Annotated in this window: 15 protein-coding genes; 6 read left to right on the top strand and 9 right to left on the bottom strand. The window is 62.9% G+C overall.

From position 1 onward, the window contains the following. Window positions 1-34 precede the first annotated feature (34 nt). From MESS2_RS18895 to MESS2_RS18880, 4 genes are all read right to left on the bottom strand, one after another. Window positions 35-586: a hypothetical protein gene (locus MESS2_RS18895; protein WP_008876013.1), complete on the bottom strand. Its 552-nt coding sequence runs from the start codon at window positions 584-586 to the stop codon at window positions 35-37. Between the two features lie 239 nt (window positions 587-825). After that, window positions 826-1911 carry a YcjF family protein gene (locus MESS2_RS18890; RefSeq protein ID WP_008876012.1) on the bottom strand — a complete coding sequence of 362 codons (1086 nt, stop codon included), beginning with the start codon at window positions 1909-1911 and terminating at the stop codon, window positions 826-828. Beyond that, entirely contained in the window at window positions 1908-3386 is a 1479-nt protein-coding gene (locus MESS2_RS18885) for a YcjX family GTP-binding protein (protein ID WP_008876011.1), read from the bottom strand. The genes MESS2_RS18890 and MESS2_RS18885 overlap by 4 nt, the downstream gene beginning before the upstream one ends. Window positions 3387-3449: 63 nt before the next feature. Then, window positions 3450-3983 carry a SixA phosphatase family protein gene (locus MESS2_RS18880; RefSeq protein WP_040593520.1) on the bottom strand — a complete coding sequence of 178 codons (534 nt, stop codon included), beginning with the start codon at window positions 3981-3983 and terminating at the stop codon, window positions 3450-3452. Window positions 3984-4242: 259 nt separating this feature from the next. Between MESS2_RS18880 and dksA the strand changes: the two genes are divergently transcribed. Next, window positions 4243-4659 carry an RNA polymerase-binding protein DksA gene (gene dksA, locus MESS2_RS18875; RefSeq protein ID WP_006202025.1) on the top strand — a complete coding sequence of 139 codons (417 nt, stop codon included), beginning with the start codon at window positions 4243-4245 and terminating at the stop codon, window positions 4657-4659. A 60-nt stretch (window positions 4660-4719) separates the two neighbouring features. Here the strand turns inward: dksA and MESS2_RS18870 are convergent, their stop codons facing one another. Beyond that, the gene (locus MESS2_RS18870) at window positions 4720-5442 is read right to left on the bottom strand and encodes a flagellar biosynthetic protein FliO (protein WP_008876009.1); all 723 of its coding nucleotides are present in this window, start codon (window positions 5440-5442) and stop codon (window positions 4720-4722) included. A gap of 298 nt (window positions 5443-5740) precedes the next feature. Here MESS2_RS18870 and cckA point away from each other — a divergent pair, with 298 nt between their 5' ends. Together cckA and MESS2_RS18860 are read left to right on the top strand one after the other, a co-directional pair. Beyond that, entirely contained in the window at window positions 5741-8314 is a 2574-nt protein-coding gene (cckA, locus tag MESS2_RS18865) for a cell cycle histidine kinase CckA (protein WP_008876008.1), read from the top strand. Window positions 8315-8529: 215 nt separating this feature from the next. Continuing rightward, window positions 8530-9237 (top strand): purine-nucleoside phosphorylase, encoded by a 708-nt coding sequence (locus MESS2_RS18860; protein ID WP_008876007.1) that lies wholly within the window; start codon window positions 8530-8532, stop codon window positions 9235-9237. Between the two features lie 16 nt (window positions 9238-9253). Here MESS2_RS18860 and MESS2_RS31245 read toward each other — a convergent pair whose 3' ends face one another. After that, on the bottom strand, window positions 9254-9424 hold the full coding sequence (locus tag MESS2_RS31245) for a c-type cytochrome (protein ID WP_244440029.1): 171 nt from the start codon (window positions 9422-9424) through the stop codon (window positions 9254-9256). A 407-nt stretch (window positions 9425-9831) separates the two neighbouring features. Next, window positions 9832-10137 (bottom strand): ribbon-helix-helix domain-containing protein, encoded by a 306-nt coding sequence (locus MESS2_RS18855; protein ID WP_008876004.1) that lies wholly within the window; start codon window positions 10135-10137, stop codon window positions 9832-9834. Window positions 10138-10369: 232 nt separating this feature from the next. Here MESS2_RS18855 and MESS2_RS18845 point away from each other — a divergent pair, with 232 nt between their 5' ends. The 3 genes from MESS2_RS18845 (at window position 10370) to MESS2_RS18835 (ending at window position 13014) form a co-directional block, all read left to right on the top strand. After that, window positions 10370-10765, top strand: coding sequence for a VOC family protein (locus MESS2_RS18845; RefSeq protein ID WP_008876003.1), 396 nt, complete (start codon window positions 10370-10372; stop codon window positions 10763-10765). Between the two features lie 80 nt (window positions 10766-10845). Then, window positions 10846-11394, top strand: a complete 549-nt coding sequence (locus tag MESS2_RS18840) for a hypothetical protein (RefSeq protein WP_008876002.1) — start codon at window positions 10846-10848, stop codon at window positions 11392-11394. A gap of 48 nt (window positions 11395-11442) precedes the next feature. Then, complete coding sequence (locus MESS2_RS18835; RefSeq protein ID WP_008876001.1) at window positions 11443-13014, top strand: GMC family oxidoreductase; 1572 nt, start codon at window positions 11443-11445, stop codon at window positions 13012-13014. An 81-nt stretch (window positions 13015-13095) separates the two neighbouring features. On the opposite strand, the gene MESS2_RS18830 is transcribed toward MESS2_RS18835, so the two are convergent. Together MESS2_RS18830 and MESS2_RS18825 are read right to left on the bottom strand one after the other, a co-directional pair. Next, complete coding sequence (locus MESS2_RS18830) at window positions 13096-15009, bottom strand: PhoX family protein (RefSeq protein ID WP_008876000.1); 1914 nt, start codon at window positions 15007-15009, stop codon at window positions 13096-13098. 130 nt (window positions 15010-15139) lie between these two features. Next, a complete protein-coding gene (locus tag MESS2_RS18825) occupies window positions 15140-15535 on the bottom strand; it encodes a hypothetical protein (protein WP_008875999.1) in 396 nt (131 codons plus the stop codon). Window positions 15536-15555 lie beyond the last annotated feature (20 nt).

Here is a 15555-nt window from a genome sequence, read left to right as displayed (position 1 = left end):
GCTGTGAGGGCCAGCATCGCTGGCGCGATGTCGTTCAGTTCGGCGCGATCGAGCCGACTTCGACAGCATCGACCCGCTTCAGCTTCATGCCGATGACCGGCACCAACTGCTCGTCGACGCGCACCGCGACCGTCACCGTCATCGAATTGTCGTCGGGCACGAGCGCCTGCATGACGCCGCGTAACTGGTTGCGGTTGATGGTGAAGACGACCTTGTGCGGGTCGACCACGTTGCCGCCGATGATGTCGAGGCCCGAACCGGCCGCGCCACCCATGAAGCTGCCCTTGTAGCCCTGGCGGCCCTGCTGCACGGTGGCCGACATCTGCTGGGTGAACATGCCGACCCGGCAGCCGCCGTCGAGCGACATGCCGACCTTGCCGTCAGGCGTCGAGCCGGTGAAATTGCAGGTGAATTTGGTACCCTTGTATTTGCCGGCGACGATTTCTCCGGGACCAACCCATTTGCCTTCGACCGATCGGAAGAACTTCTTGTCCGGCTCTGCTCCAACGGCTTTCCCGGCGAGGCCGGCGGTTGCGGCAAGCGCAACGGTCATGGGCAGGACGCTGGACAGAATTGCGCTTTTCATCGACAACACCCGGCAACAAAGAGACTGGTTTGGAACCAGCCCGACCATGAACAAGATTGGTTAATGCTTGGTGACCGCCAAAGCCTTTTGCAGTCATGTGGAACCAATTGGCATCGTACAAATGCAGGTAGACAAACAGCATATCCCCCAAAAAACCAGAATCGATTTCAACGGGATCACGCGCAAGAACCAAGGCGCTACAACCGCCCTCTAAAACGCCCAAAGGATGCGCTGTTCTTTCACTTGTCGGGGGTCGTTTCACTTTCTTTCTTCGTTGCGAACGACGACAGCGCGGACAGAAAATCGCCCAATCCAGGCCGTCTCGCCGCGCTGAAGGGCAGGGGTCTTGCGGTCTCCATCGCCGCGATGCCGATGCGCGCCGTCATCATGCCGTTGACGACGCCTTCGCCGAGTTTCGCCGAGAGCCGCGCGGCAAGGCCATGGCCGACGATCTGCTGCACGAAACTGTCGCCGACGGCGATCGATCCGGTGACCGCCAGATGGGCCAGAACGCTGCGCGCCAGTCGAAAGAATCCCAGCGTGCCCGGCCGGCCACCATAAAGTTCCGACAGCCGGCGGATGAGCCGGCCGGCCTCGAACACGACATAGGCAACATCGACCAGCGCACGCGGGCTGACCGCCGTCACCAATGACACGCGCTTTGCCGCATCGAGGATCATTGCCTTGGCGCGCGCGTCGAGCGGCCCGAGGATTTCGGCCTCGGCCAGGCGCACCAGATTGCCGCCATCGATGATCTCGCCGCGCAATTCGGCCAGCGCGCGCCTGCCTGCCGCGGTTTCTGGCTTGGCCGCGACAAAGGCGGAGAGTTCGTCGACCACGCTGCGCGCGGCCTTCGGGTCGTCGCGGGCGATGGCGTCGAGCGCCCGCTTCTGCAATTTTTCGACTTCCGCAAGACGGGCGATCGCCAGGAATTCGCGAACAAGGATGACCAACAGCGCCAATACCGCGATGGCGGTCATGCCGGCGGCCAGCCAGCCCAGCCATTCGGCACGCTCGAACAGGTCGCGAATCAGCTGGTCGGTCCAGAGACCGACGGCCAGCGAAACCAGAATGCCCATGGCGCCGAAGAATACGTTGCCAAGCAGAGAACGCTTGCGCGGCGCGGCGGCCGGCGGTGGTTCCGCGGCGATGTCGGGTTCGTCGAAGACGTCGACCTCGGCCGGCACGACCACCGCGAGATCAGCCTTTGCCGCGCGAGGTTTTCGCACTGCCTGTGTGTCGGCGCGGCGACCTTCCGGGACCTCTTCCTTTGGTGGTAGTTCCGGCTCGATGCGGAATGCCGCCGGCTTGCGCGGCGCGGTCATGCCAGATGATCTCCGATCAGGAACTGCAGGGCGCGGTCGAGCCTGATATGCGGCAGCGACAGCGTAACGCCTTCGGCAGTGCGTTCGAGTTTTGGCGGGCGAAAGCGTACGAAGCGGATCGCAGGATCATCACTGCTCTGCCGATGGTCCGACCCGAAGATATCGAAAACAGCATCAACTTTCTCCGGTAAATCACCGGGAAATATGGCTGTTTCTGTTTTCCCGTCAAATGTTTCACCATTGATCTTCTCGCCTTTCAGCGGTGTGCCGATAATGACCGGCAGCGTTTCACGGCCTTGCTTGACCGTGCCTTCCCGCGTCGCGCGCACGGCAGCCATGGCGACCACGTCGACATCGGCGCCGGTGAAATCCGCCCGCGCCACGGCGCGGTCGGCGAGCCGCCGCACGATCGCCTGCAGCCGGTCGTGGCTTTCGTGATGCAGATGGTCCGCCTTCGTCGCCGCCACCAGGATGCGATCGATGCGCCTTGAGAAAAAATCCGTCAGGAAATTGCCCCGGCCAGGGCGGAAACAAGCAAGGATCTCGGTCACCGCGCGTTCCAGATCGGCCATAGCGCCAGGACCGGCGTTCAGGGCCTGCAAGGCGTCGATCAGGACGATCTGGCGGTCGAGGCGCGTGATGTGTTCGCGGAAGAACGGTTTGACGACATGCGTCTTGTAAGCCTCGTAGCGCCGCTCCATCATCGCCTGCAGCGACCCCGAAAGCGCTCGCCGGTCGCTCAAGGCCGGCAAGGGGGCGAAAGTCAGCGCCGGCGAGCCCTCAAGATCGCCGGGCATGAGGAAGCGGCCGGGCGGCAAGGTCGAAAGCGCCCGTTCGTCGAGCTTGCATGCCTTCAGGTAGGCAGCGAAGCTTTCGGCGAGGCGGCGCGCGGCCATCTCGTCGGCGTCCGCATTGAGGTCGACTGCGGCGGACAGCGCCCGCCATTCCTGTGAAAGCTCGACGCGCACCGGCAACATGGCCATCTCGAAGGCTTCGCGTGAGAAATCGGCATAGGATTTGCCAAGCAGCGGCAAGTCGAGCAGCCATTCGCCGGGATAGTCGACGATATCGACCGACAATCTGCCTGATGAAAACATGCGGCTCCAGCCGGAGGCCGATTCATATTCGATGGTCAGCCTGAGTTCGGAAATGGCGCGCGTCGAATCCGGCCAGAGGCGGTCATTGACGAGCGCGGCGACATGATCCTCGTACTGGAAGCGCGGTACGGCGTCATCCGGCTGTTCTTCCAGGAAAGCCCGGGCGATACGTCCCGATTTCTGCGCCTCGAACAGTGGCAGGCGTCCGCCATGGATAAGATTGTGGACAAGCGCCGAGATGAACACCGTCTTGCCGGCGCGCGACAGTCCGGTCACGCCAAGACGCAACGATGGTGAAAAAAGCCCGGCGGCGCGCCCCGACAGCGTATCCAGGGCAATCCTCGCCTCGTCGGTGAAAGTGGTCAGCGATGATGCCAAATTTGCTCTCTTGGGCTCCGGTGGTCCCCGATATAGGGCTTGCATCGCAGGTTTGAAATGGCGTCAGGGATCGGCCGGCGTCATAAAGGCTTCGAGATAGCCGGCGCCTTGAGCAGCGTTGGCGAGATTACCTGGAAAACGGACCACCGCCAGGCCGGAGGTCGGGAAGCCATAGTTCAGCAGCCCCCGCGCTGCCTCGTCGCCGTCGCCCGAAAGTGCCAGTGCGAGATCCTCCGTCATCGGGTTGTGGCCGATAACCAGCAGCGAGTCCGGCCAGCCCGAGCCTGGTCCGCCATTGTCGCGGATGGCGGCCAGATAGCCAGCGGCGTCCTGGCTGTAGAGCGTGTCGAAGAACAGCACCCGGCCAGTATCGGTGTGTCCGGCCAGACCTTCCAAGGCCAGGCCTTCCAGCGTCTGGCGCGCCCGCTTTGCGTTGGAGCAAAGGGTAAGATCGGGAGAGTAGTTGCGGATACGCATGAGGGCGCCCATCATTTCGGCATCGGCGACGCCCGATGCATCGAGCGGGCGATCGAAGTCGCGGACGCCGGGCAGCGCCCATCCGGCCCTGGCATGCCTCAACAGATAAAGTCTGCTCACCAAACCCCCGTTCGCGTCGGCGTCAAGTGCCATGACCGTTGCAGGATTAGCCATGAGAAAGGCTTGGCGCAGAATGGCTGGCACCATTCAAACCTAACGAATTATAAGCGAATTCGGCCTTGCCCTTCATGCGAAGGATGTCGCCGATGCCGTTCGGTCCGACATTAACAATTGCGTGAAACTGTCGCGGATTGTGCTTGTGCAGCCTTCGGTCCGCGAATATATAGGCGCCAAATTTTGGGGTTGTTGGGTGAGTCGAATGAACGACATCGTTACCGCCGATTACGTACCCTCCGAAGACGAGCCGTTCATGAACGAGCGGCAGAAATCCTACTTTCGCCTGAAGCTCGTCACCTGGAAGAACGACATATTGCGCGAAGCGCGCGAAACTCTCGAAATCCTGCAGCAGGAAAACGCTAACCACCCCGATCTGGCCGATCGGGCGTCCTCGGAAACCGACCGCGCCATCGAGCTTCGCGCCCGCGATCGCCAGCGAAAACTCATTTCAAAGATCGATTCCGCGCTCCAGCGCATCGACGAGGGAACTTACGGCTACTGCGAGGAAACCGGCGAGCCCATCGCGCTGAAACGGCTCGATGCTCGTCCGATCGCGACCTTGTCGATCGAGGCGCAGGAGCGCCACGAACGCCGCGAGAAGGTCTACCGCGACGACTGAAGCGTCACCACCGGGCAAGAATAGTCATCAATGGCCGGGTTCTCCGGCCATTGATGCTGGTTATCTTTTCTGACTGGAAAGCTCTCCGAGAAGCTTCGTCATCTCGTCATCGAGTGACTGTGGCGCCTTCGCCGCCGGTTTGCTCACGGGCCTTCTGGCGGGCGAATCGTCGAGCGAGATCTCGAGTTCCTGCATCAGCGTATCGTCGATGGAGGCCTGGTTGGTGGCCGGCGGCGGCACGTGTCGGGCGACACTGCCATTTCCCGATCCATAGGCGGGCAGCGGAGCGACGGTCGCCGATTGGAGGGGCTGCGTTGCTGGCCTTGGCGCCGGTTCCGTCTGACGGGGGCGGACAGGCGTTGGCGCGGCGCTCGTTGGCTGCCGCGGCGCCTGCTTCACCGGCGCGGGAGCAGGTTGAGGCGGCCGCGGCCGCGGGGCCGGCTGATGGCCGCCGCCATCCCCGGTCAGCGCGGGACGGCGCGGCGCGGACAGTCTGATGTCACGCTCGACGACGACATCGGTGGGACCGCCGATGAGCAGCAGGTGCTCGATATCGTCGCGGCGCACCAGTACCAGCCGGCGGTGACTGTCGACGGCGGTGGCGTCCATGACGGCCAGCCGCGTCTTGCGGTTTCTGCCGCCGGCAACGAATGTTCCGAAGGTCAGACTGCGGACAAGCTTGATGATGATGAGAACGATGAACAGAAGGACAAGCGCGGCAACCGCCCACAGGATTGCTGCGGCATAACCAGGACCCGCCACGCTATCCAGCCACTGCAGCATCGGTGCCCCCAAAACGGCTTTCGAAGAAACGCGACACTAGACCGTTGCGGCACGCTACCGCAAGTTGCCTTTCACGCATCGTGAAGAGCATGAAACACCAAAGCGCGTCGCGTTTGGACGACACGTCTTGTCTTAATGCATGTCGTTATCGCAAAACCGCTGCGCATTTTTGCGCGGCATGCATTAGCCGCCGAACGCGTCATTTTTAGGGTGGATTTGCCGCCAAGGCCTTTTCCAGGCATTGAGAATGTGATTCAACCGGGCAGGGGCAAGTACCGGAATTCACAAGCAGGGGCACATGGCCAAGGAAGCGCGCGGCGATTTCTATCCGGTACCTATCGTCGACCAGAATACGCGACCGGGTGCAGTTGCCCGACTCATCGTCTTCATCGTCGTCTTGACGGGCGCCGCGATCGTCTTCGGCCTGTTCCGCGAGCGTCTTGGCGATCCGTTCCTGCTTGGAATGCTTGGCGTGCTGGCAATGATCGGCGTCGGCTTCCTGTTCGCCACCGCGATCGGCTTCGTGCAGGTCACGCCGCGTTCGACAAACGACGAACTGTCGAAAGCCTTCGTCGATTCTATGTCGCAGGGCCTTCTGGTGACCGACACCAAAGGCCGTGTCGTCTACGCCAATCGTGCCTATGCCGATATGACCGGGGCTGCGTCCGCGGCGGATCTCAAGACCGTCGAAGGATTGCTCTCCGATGTTCCCGAGGCCTCGGTGACCATATACCGGCTGGCATCCGGCCTGCGCGACGGCCAGTCCGGCGACGGAGAGTTTCGGCTTGCGCAATCCATTCGCCCCGGCGCCGAGCCGGGCGCGCGCTGGTATCGGGCACGGGCTCGCGCCTTCAGCGTGCCGGGCCAGCGGCTGCCTTTGCTCGCTTGGCAACTTGCCGACGTCTCGCAGGAGAGGGCCGAGCAGGAGCGGTTCTTCCTCGATCTGCAAAAGGCCATCGATCATCTCGACCATGCGCCGGCCGGCTTCTTTTCGGCCGACCAGGAGGGCCGCGTCACCTACATCAACGCCACGCTTGCGGAGTGGCTGGGCATCGACCTGACGAGCTTCACGCCCGGCGCCGTCACGCTTCCGGAGATCGTGGCCGGCGACGGTATGGCGCTGGTCCGCTCGGTCAAGGCCGATCCCGGCACCACACGCAACGCTGTCATCGATCTCGATCTGACGACAATGACCGGCGAGGCGCTGCCCGTGCGTTTCATGCATCGCGTTTCGGCCAGCCGCGAGGGCGTCAATGGTCCGACCCGCACCATCGTGCTCAACCGGACGCAAGGCGAGGATGCGTCCGCCGATCTTCGCGCCTCGGAGATCCGTTTCACCCGGTTTTTCAATTCGACGCCGATGGCGATCGCGGGCGTTGACCAGAGCGGGCGCATCCTGCGCACCAACGCGCCGTTCCTGTCGCTGTTTTCCTCCGTTGTCGATCGCGATGCCGTCGACCGCCGCGTTCGGCTCGATACGGTGGTCCATGAGCGCGACCGGCCCGCCTTTGCCGCGGCATTCGAAAGGGCCAGGCAGCGGCAGGCCGACATCGAGCCCATCGATACGTTGCTGCCCGGCAATGAGGAGCGGCACATACGCTTTTACGTCAACGCGGTCGCCGACGGTACGGGCGGCGAGGGCGCCGAAGAATCGGCCATCGTCTACGCCGTCGAGACCACCGAGCAGAAGGCGCTCGAGGGCCAGATGGCGCAAAGCCAGAAGATGCAGGCGGTCGGCCAGCTTGCCGGCGGCATCGCGCACGACTTCAACAATGTGCTGACCGCCATCATCATGGCTTCGGATCTCTTGCTGACCAACCACCGCCCGTCGGATCCGTCCTTCCCGGACATCATGAACATCAAGCAGAACGCCAACCGGGCGGCCTCGCTGGTGCGGCAGCTGCTGGCCTTTTCGCGCAAGCAGACGCTCAGGCCGGAAGTGCTCAACCTGACCGATGTGCTTGCCGATCTCAGGATGCTGCTGGCCCGCCTGGTCGGCAACGACATCAAGCTGAAGGTTGATCATGGCCGCGACCTGTGGCCGGTCAAGGTCGACATCGGGCAATTCGAGCAGGTGGTGGTCAATCTGGCGGTCAATGCGCGCGACGCAATGCCGACGGGCGGCGAGCTCACCGTGCGCACCAGGAACGTGGCGGCGGAGGAGAGCAAGAGCTTTTCCTACCGTGAGCTGGCGCCGGCCGACTATGTGGTGGTCGAAGTGGAAGACACGGGCAGCGGCATCGCGCCCGATGTGCTGAAGAAGATTTTCGAACCTTTCTTCACCACCAAGGAGGTCGGCAAGGGCACCGGCCTCGGCCTGTCGATGGTCTATGGCATCATCAAGCAGACGGGCGGCTTCATCTTCTGCGATTCCGAAGTCGGCAAGGGGTCGGTGTTCCGCATCTTCCTGCCGCGTCACATTGCTGAGGCGAAAAAGGCAGGCGAGGCCGGCGAGGCGCCGGTAACATCCGCCAAGATCGCCGAATCGGCGAAGGATTTGTCGGGCTCTGCCACGGTGCTGCTGGTCGAGGACGAGGATGCCGTGCGCATGGGCGGCATGCGGGCGCTGACGTCGCGCGGCTATACCGTCCACGAAGCGTCCTCGGGCGTCGAGGCGCTGGAAGTCTTCGAGGCGCTTGGCGGCAAGGTCGACATCGTCGTTTCCGACGTGGTGATGCCGGAAATGGACGGGCCGACGCTGCTTGGCGAATTGCGCAAGCGGCAGCCCGACATCAAATTCGTCTTCGTTTCGGGCTATGCCGAGGACGCATTCGCCAGGAACCTGCCGGCAGACGCGCATTTCGGTTTCCTGCCCAAGCCGTTTTCCCTCAAGCAACTGGCCACGATCGTGAAGGACGTGCTCGAGTCCTGAGCGTGTCATCCAAAAAGTAAGGCGCATGGCCTGAATGTGATCGAGTTCACAGACGCCCGTGCCGTGCCTTTTACAGGTGGCGGCGCCGGAGAACGAGCCGTCCGTTCATAACCAGTGAGGTCCGGCCACTGGAGCCTCGCAATCAACCGCTTGCGCATCGACGCCAGCCTGCCATGATTGCGATGATAACGCGGCGGGGAATTGGGGTAGATGCCGTGACGCCGCACAACGAGGCAGGCAAGGGCGATTATGCCGAAACGGTGCTGTTGCCGGGTGACCCGCAGCGCGCCGAATGGATGGCTGAGACCTTTCTCGAGGCGCCGCGCTGCGTCAACCGACGCAGAGGCGCCCTCGGCTTCACCGGTCTTTTCCGGGGCAGACCGGTCAGCATCCAGTCGACGGGAATCGGTGTCTCGTCCTTCCTGATCTACGCACACGAATTGCTGGACTTCCATCGCGTCAAGACGCTGATCCGCACCGGCACCTGTGGCGCCCTGACCGCCGAGGTCGGGCTGCGCAGCCTGGTGATCTCGCAATCGGTTCGCGGGGAAAGTGCGGGAAGCGGCCAGGTCTACGGGCTCTACGATGCCGCCGCCGGTCCCGATCCGGCGCTGCTTGCCCGTGCTCTGGCCAGGGCCGGTGAACTCGGCATCGAACATTATGCCGGGCTGACGGCCTGCAGCGATCTATTCTATCATCCCGAGGGGCGTGCCCGCTTTGCCAAAGTGCAGGCTGAGGGCGCGCTTGCCGTCGACATGGAAACCAGCGCGCTCTACCGCATCGCGTCGCATTTCGGCGCCCGGGCGCTGTCGATCCTGTCCGTCGTCGACAATGTGGTGACCGGCGAGCAAACAGACTATTCCGAACGCCAGGCGCTTTTCACCGATATGACCCGGCTGGCGCTCGATGTTGCAAGCGCGTGATCGCGCACGGCAGGGCTTATGGCAGCAATTGCTTGCGAACAGCCGCCACGTCGCCGGATGAGACCGCCGGGGCGTTGTTGCCCCAACTGCCGCGCACGTAAGTCGATACGTCGGCGATCTCCTGATCTTTCAGGCGCCATGCCAGAGAGGGCATGGCAGGCGTCGTCGGCGCGTGCATCGTGTGCACAGCCTGGCTTCCCGCGAACCACCCTTGCTAGCGTTTCAGTATTGCCCTGCGCGACGATCGAGTTGCCGGCAAGGGCCGGGAAAAACCTGGCGATGTGGCGGTTACGGTAAGCATTGCGACCGAGGAGAGGAAAAGACGCCGATCATCCAGACAGGATAGCGGTGGCTCATTTTAGGAACCTCGAAAGCAAGCGGACGCTGGTCTTGATCCGAGGCCTGACCACAGGTTCACTTGCCGGCTGGTCTCGGATCAGTGAAGCGCCGGTCGCGGTCTCCAGTCATGCCGAAGGCTTCTCCGACGGCGTCTGTGGATGCCGGACCGATAGAAACAGCGTCGTGGCGCCAGGCATCAAAGCCATGCGTTTTTCACCGATATGAACGGCTGGCGCTGGAGGTTGCAGCCGAGAGCTATGCCGCTTGCCGTTTGGGTGCCGTCTGCTCTTCCATGCCAGGTCGATGCCCGCGCAAATAGAGAGCGCAGGTGGTGCGCAGCATCGACGCGAAGTTCGGAATCTGGCCATTGATCTCGATGGCCTCGTCATAGAGCTTCGAGATGAATTTCGGCGTTGTCAAACCCTGGCTGTCGGCGATCTCGTCGAGCAGTGCCCAGAACGTTGCCTCGAGCTGGATGCTTGTCGAGTGTCCGTCTATCCGGATCGACCGGTTGATCTGCCGATAGCCCTCCGGATCCTGTCCGGCGAAGACTCTGCACATCGTTTCCTCCCGTTCTTGTTGGTCTTGGGCGCAATCCGCAGCGATTCGCGCCTTTGGTCACAGCTCGTCCATCGAGTCATCTTCAGCCGAAAAATAGAAAACAGCAATCGGACTTTCGTCCTTGGGAGAATGGTATTGCGCCGGTGGGAGGCAGTGCGTGGTAACCGGCTGCCACCACCTTTTCCCAACGCCGCCCATAATCGCTTCCAGGCATGCAGCAGCGGAGACTGATTTGGCCAAAGCGATCCACACCATGATCCGGGTTCTCGACGAGGCCCGGTCCGTCGATTTCTACCGGAACGCCTTCGGACTGGACGTTGCCGATCGGCTCGATTTCGAGACCTTCACGCTCCTCTATCTCAGCAATGCCGACACCTCGTTCGAGCTCGAACTGACCGTCAACAAGGGCCGGCAGGAGCCTTATGCGCTTGGCGACGGCTATGGCCATTTCGCGGTTTCGGTCGCCGATCTGGACAGCGAGCACGACCGGCTCGGCGCGCTCGGGCTCGCCCCGAAGAAGATCGTCGAGTTCAACCGCGACGGCACGCTGCTCGCGCGCTTTTTCTTCATCGAGGATCCCGACGGCTACAAGATCGAGGTCCTGCAGCGCAGCGGGCGCTTCAAATAGGAGAGATCACGGCCGCGCCGGCCAGCGCGGCGCCAGCAACGGCACCCCTCGGGTGCAGATAGCAAGCAAGGGAGGAACAAATGGTCACGATCTACGAGAGGAAGCTGGGCTCTGAGGGGAAACCCGGGCTATCGCGCCGCGAGCTTCTGAAACGCGGCGGAGCAAGCGCATTGCTGGTGATTTCAGGCAGTGCCGTCATCAGCCCGGAACATGCCTGGGGCCTGGAGACGTCCACGCTCAAGCCGGAAACCATGGCGACCTTGATCCAGATGGCGCGAGACATCTACCCGCACGACCAGGTGCCCGACAAATATTACGCGATCGCCGTCAAGGCGCATGACGAGCAGGCCGGGAAGGACCCTGCCCACAAGGATCTCGTCGAAAAGGGCATTGCCGATCTCGACAGCAAATCGGGCAAGGACGGCTACACCGGTCTCGGCTGGGAGGAGCAGCGCGTCGCCGTGCTCAAGCAGATCGAAAGCACGCCGTTCTTCCAGGCGGTCCGCGGCGGGCTGGTCGTCGGCCTCTACAACCAGAAGGAGGTCTGGCCGATCTTCGGCTACGAGGGCGAATCCTATTCCAAGGGCGGCTATATCGCGCGCGGTTTCGACGACATCGAGTGGCTCTGAGCCCCGTTCGTCCTCAATCGCATCGGACAGACATCATGGGAGGAAACCATGGCAGCATCATTTGATCTCAAGAACGATGGCGTGGTCGTCATCATCGGTTCGGGCGCCGGCGGCGGCACGCTCGGCAACGAACTCGCCCAAAAGGGTGTCGATGTCGTCATCCTCGAGGCGGGCGCCCGCCACGAATATGAGGACTTCATCAACGATGAGTGGGACTCTTTTGCCCAACTCGCCTGGACGGACAAGCGCACAACCTCTGGCGACTGGCGTGTAGCGAAGGACTTCCCCAATTTGCCGGCCTGGATCGTCAAGTCGGTCGGCGGCTCGACGACGCATTGGGCAGGCGCCTCGCTGCGCTTCCAGGAGCATGAATTCAAGACGCTTTCGACCTACGGAAAGCTGGAAGGCGCGAACTTGCTCGACTGGCCGATCACGCTGGCCGAGATGGAGCCCTACTACGCCAAGGCCGAAGCCAAGATGGGCGTCACCGGCACCAATGATTGGCCGAGGCTGCCGGGCAACAACAACTTCAAGGTGCTGAAGGCCGGCGCCGACAAGCTCGGCTACAAGGAGTGCCACACCGGCAACATGGCGATAAACTCGGTCGACCGCGACGACCGCATGTCCTGCCAGCAGACCGGCTTCTGCTTCCAGGGTTGCAAATGGGGAGCCAAATGGTCGACGCTCTATGCCGAGATCCCCAAGGGCGAGGCGACCGGCCATCTCGAGGTCAGGCCGAATGCCATGGCGATCAAGATCAACCACGATGCGTCAGGCAAGGTCACCGGTGTCGTCTACGCCGACAAGGACGGCAAGCTGCAGGAGCAGAAGGCGCGTATCGTCGCCGTCGCCGGCAATTCGATCGAAAGCCCGCGTCTGCTGCTCAATTCGGCGTCGAGCCAATTTCCTGACGGCCTCGCCAATTCGTCGGGGCAGGTGGGCAAGAACTACATGCGCCACACCACCGGTTCGGTCTATGCCATCTTCGACAAGCCGGTGCACATGTATCGCGGCACCACCATGGCCGGGATCATCCGCGACGAGGCGCGGCATGATCCATCGCGCGGCTTCGTCGGCGGCTACGAGTTCGAGACGCTGGCGCTAGGCCTGCCATTCATGGCGGCCTTTCTCGATCCCGGCGGCTGGGGACGCTCCTTCACCACGGCGCTCGACCATTACGACCACATGGCCGGCCTGTGGATCGTCGGCGAGGACATGCCGCGCGCGGAAAACCGCATCACGCTGCATCCCGACACCAAGGACGATCACGGCATGCCGGTGGCGGACGTGCATTTCGACGACCACGCCAACGACACGGCGATGCGCAACCACGCCTACAAGCAGGGTTCGGCGCTCTACGCGGCGGTCGGCGCGACCCGCACGTTCCCGACGCCGCCCTATCCGTCGACCCACAATCTCGGCACCAACCGGATGAGCGCGAAGGCGGTCGACGGCGTCGTCAACAAGCATGGCCAGGCACACGAAATCAAGAACCTGTTCGTGTCGGACGGGAGCCAGTTCACCACCGGCGGCGCGGAGAATCCGACGCTGACGATCGTGTCGCTGGCCATCCGCCAGGCTGAGTACATCGCCGGACAGATGTCGGCGAAGAGCATCTAGCTCGTAGCATCCTCCCGATTGCGCTGGCGCGGAACCCCCAGGTTCCGCGTCTTTTTGTTTCTCGGTCCCTAATCGCCAAAACTATGCGCCGACCGGCTGCCCATCCTTGCGGCGGATGGCGACCACCGACGGCCGCGGTGGCTGACCATCCGTGAAGTCGGGCCACAGCGTCGCGGCCTTGTCGAGCGTCTCGGCGTCCTCGGCCGGATGCTGGACCGACAGGAACAGTGTCGTGCCGTCCGGCGTGAAGCAGGGGCCGGTTGCCTCTGCGCCATGCGGGCAGGTGAAGAGCAGCTTCGGCAAGCCGCGCGCGGCGCCCTCGGTGTCGACGCCATAGACGCCGTCCGGCAGGTCGAAATCATTGGCGCCATCGGTCGCCACCCAGAGCCGGCCGGCCGGGTCGAAGGTGATGTTGTCGGGGCACACGAACCAGCCATTGTCCGACGTGTCGGGATGGAAGGTGGCGCCGACCGCAGCCTCCTTCGGATTGCCGCAGAGCACGAACAGATCCCATTGGTATTTCTCGGCCGTATGGTCGGCCTCAGTGCCGCGGCCGCCGGGCGGGATCAGCTCGACGATGTGGCCCCAGAGGTTTTCCGGCCGCGTGTTCGCCGGGTTGACCTTCGACTGGTCGCGTTTCTTGTTCTTGGTCATCACCGCATAGACGCGGCCGGTGACCGGATTGGTCTCGATGTCCTCCGGCCGGTCCATCGGCGTCGCGCCCAGCGCGTCGGCGGCAAAACGGGTCTTGAGCAGCACCTCGGCCTGGTCGGCGAAACCGTTCTCGGCGGTGAGCTTGCCCTGGCCGTGCACCAGCGGCAGCCAAATCATCGTGCCGTCGGCATCGAAACGCGCCACCGACAGCACGCCATCGTCGAGCAGATCCTTGCCGGAAGCCGGGTTCGCCGGGTCGTGGGCCTTGCTGGAGACGAAGCGATAAATGTATTCGAAATAGTCGTCGTCGCCCATATAGACGACAATGCGGCCGTCCTTGTTGACGACGACGGTCGAGGCTTCATGCGACATGCGGCCGAGCGCGGTGCGCTTCACCGGCGTCGACTGGGGATCGTAGGGATCGATCTCGACCACCCAGTCGAAGCGGTTTGCCTCGTTGGGCTCCTTGTCGAGGTCGAACCGGTCATGGAAGCGGGCACGGCCGTAGATGTCGGAGCCATCGAAAGCATAGCGAGCGAGTATGTCTGATATCGGCGCCTTCTTCGGATCGCCGCCGAAAATATCGGAAACGCCTTCCTCGCAGGTGAGCACCGTTCCCCATGGGGTGAAGCCGCCGCTGCAATTGTAGCTGGTGCCGAAAACCTTGGCGCCGGTAGCGTCGGCCGAGGTCTTCATCAGCGCATGGCCGGCAGCGGGGCCGGAGAGGGTCATTTCCGTGGTCGCCGTGATGCGGCGGTTGAGCGGGCTGTCCTCGACGATCGCCCATTTGCCGTCCTTCAGCATCACTTCGACGATCGAATGGCCCATCGCGGCCATGCCGAGATCGACCTGCTCCTTGTTCATCGTCTTGCCGGCATCGTCCTCGGTCATGCCCGGAAACATCACGTTGGGAGAGATGTATTCGTTGTTGACGCAGAGCAGGCCGTGGTCGGAATTGACCGTGCCCTTCGGCAGCGGCATGAAGGCGATGAAGTCGCAATTATAGCCGAAGCGTTTCTCCTGCTCTTCGGCGGCTGCCTTGTTGCCGTCGAATTCCGGCAGGCCGGTCGCCAGCGCGTCGCCCCAGCGCGCGACGATCGTCGTCTCGTAGCCTTCGGCGGCGGCATGGGTCTTGTCGTAGACACGCTTCAGCTCGGGAAAGCCGAGCGTCGAGAGTGCGGCCGCGGCATGCGTTTCACCGGCAAACAGCGAGCCGACGAAGCTGCCGCCGGCAATCAGCGCACCGGATGCAAGGCTGCCCTTGAGCATTTCGCGGCGCGAGACGCGGGCGGCGATGATGTCGCGAATGACGGGGGAGGATGATGACGGTGCGTTGGCCATGGTGTCTGCCTCTCTGGGTGGATGTGACGGCGCACCGCTGCCTAGTCTGTTTCGGCAACACCCCGATGACATGAGAGGGAAGACCTTTCGCCGCGACGGTGCGGCAACGTGGCGCCGGGCGCGCCGTCGCTCAACTCTTTGTGCAGGTCGAGGCGGTGAAGGCGCCGTCGGGCTGCCTCATGATGATGTCGAAGGACGGGCTGGTCTGCCCGTCCAAAGTGGCCTGGGTGAGCGAGATCGAGTTGCCGCCGCTGGTATAGCCGCCCAGTGGACCAAGCCAGGTGATCTCACCATTGGCGTCCATCTGATAATTATAGCCCTGCCAAGCGGTGCCGAACATGACCGGGCCGCTATAGAGGTTGCCCTTGATGGTGATGTCGCCGAGGTTGAGGAACATGCCAAGCAGATAGACTTCGCAGTGATAGGTGCCGTCAGGCATTTTGCCGTCGCTGAAGTCGGCGCGCGCGCCGCCGGTGGCTGCAAGCACAAGCGTAATGCTGAAAACGCAAGAGATCCTGGAAGCCATGATGTCGCTCTGTTCGAGGC

The sequence above is a fragment of the Mesorhizobium metallidurans STM 2683 genome (genome assembly GCF_000350085.1).
In the GTDB taxonomy this organism is placed as follows: Bacteria; Pseudomonadota; Alphaproteobacteria; order Rhizobiales; family Rhizobiaceae; genus Mesorhizobium; species Mesorhizobium metallidurans.
This window is presented reverse-complemented; position numbering and strand designations above follow the sequence as displayed.

Bases quoted from the DNA above. Each gene is read 5' to 3' on its own strand.
- MESS2_RS18895 (WP_008876013.1), bottom strand. From the start codon at position 586: ATGAAAAGCGCAATTCTGTCCAGCGTCCTGCCCATGACCGTTGCGCTT.
- MESS2_RS18890 (WP_008876012.1), bottom strand. From the start codon at position 1,911: ATGACCGCGCCGCGCAAGCCGGCGGCATTCCGCATCGAGCCGGAACTA.
- dksA (WP_006202025.1), top strand. From the start codon at position 4,243: ATGAACGACATCGTTACCGCCGATTACGTACCCTCCGAAGACGAGCCG.
- MESS2_RS18870 (WP_008876009.1), bottom strand. From the start codon at position 5,442: ATGCTGCAGTGGCTGGATAGCGTGGCGGGTCCTGGTTATGCCGCAGCA.
- cckA (WP_008876008.1), top strand. From the start codon at position 5,741: ATGGCCAAGGAAGCGCGCGGCGATTTCTATCCGGTACCTATCGTCGAC.
- MESS2_RS18855 (WP_008876004.1), bottom strand. From the start codon at position 10,137: ATGTGCAGAGTCTTCGCCGGACAGGATCCGGAGGGCTATCGGCAGATC.
- MESS2_RS18840 (WP_008876002.1), top strand. From the start codon at position 10,846: ATGGTCACGATCTACGAGAGGAAGCTGGGCTCTGAGGGGAAACCCGGG.
- MESS2_RS18835 (WP_008876001.1), top strand. From the start codon at position 11,443: ATGGCAGCATCATTTGATCTCAAGAACGATGGCGTGGTCGTCATCATC.
- MESS2_RS18830 (WP_008876000.1), bottom strand. From the start codon at position 15,009: ATGGCCAACGCACCGTCATCATCCTCCCCCGTCATTCGCGACATCATC.
- MESS2_RS18825 (WP_008875999.1), bottom strand. From the start codon at position 15,535: ATGGCTTCCAGGATCTCTTGCGTTTTCAGCATTACGCTTGTGCTTGCA.